The sequence below is a fragment of the Pseudomonas sp. ICMP 10191 genome (genome assembly GCF_001467335.1).
In the GTDB taxonomy this organism is placed as follows: Bacteria; Pseudomonadota; Gammaproteobacteria; order Pseudomonadales; family Pseudomonadaceae; genus Aquipseudomonas; species Aquipseudomonas cerasi.
The window spans coordinates 1-950 of sequence record NZ_LKGW01000018.1 but is presented as its reverse complement, the minus strand read 5'-3'; the positions used below and the strand labels follow the sequence as shown (position 1 = coordinate 950).

Here is a 950-nt window from a genome sequence, read left to right as displayed (position 1 = left end):
GCCCAGAGCAGGCGGTTGACCACGCCCAGGTGCTCGTTCATCACGCCTTTGGGCGTGCCGGTGGAACCGGAGGTGTACAGCACATAGGCCAGATGATTGGGCTGCAGGCCCAGGACCTTGGCATCCGTGTTGCCGCTCGGCTGCTTAGCCAGTTGCGCGAGGTCATCGCGGTTATCGAGCACCAGCACCGGAACGCTAAGAGCTGGCAGATCTGCAAGCAGATCGTTGCTGGTCAGCACCGCACGAGGGGCGCTGTCGCTGAGCATATAGGCCTGGCGAGCACTCGGCAGGTCCGGGTCAATCGGCACGTAGGCGCCACCGGCCTTGAGGATACCCAACAGCGCCACGACCATTTCCGCGCCGCGACGCAGGCTTACTGCGACCCGCGTATCCGGTTCCACGCCCAGTTCGATCAGGCGATGGGCGAGCTGGTTGGCCTGCTGGTTGAGTTCGGCGTAAGTGAGCAACGGCCCGCTGTCGCCGCGCACAGCGCAGGTATCCGGACGCCGGTTGACCTGTTGTTCGATCAGTTGGTGAATCAACACATCGCGAGGATAAGGATGGGCAGTATCATTGAAACCCGTCAGCAACAGCTCGCGCTCATCGTCCGGCAGCATCGGCAGGCTGTTCAGCGCTGCTTGCGGCGTGTGTTCCAGTGCTTCCACGAGGCTGCGCAATGCAACCTGCATGTACTCGCCGATGCGCGTTGCACTGATTTGTTTGACGGCCTGAATGGTGAGCATGAAGTCATCGCCCAGGTCATCGACGTTCAGGCACAACGGATAGTTGGTCCGTTCCTCCATGCTCAGGGTCTGAATCCCCTGCCAGGCTGACAATGTGTCGGCCGAGGCCGCACCGTTGTTGCTGTGGCGGTAGTTGAGCAAGGTGCTGAACAGCGGCAGCGAACTCGGCACGCCGCTGCAGCGCTGGGCCAGCGACAGCGAAGCATG

Annotated in this window: 1 protein-coding gene; it reads right to left on the bottom strand. The window is 62.1% G+C overall.

What is annotated here, in order from left to right; all coding sequences use genetic code 11:
* A partial coding sequence (locus tag AO388_RS03230) for an AMP-binding protein (protein ID WP_153003957.1) occupies positions 1 to 950 on the bottom strand: 950 nt, incomplete at both ends.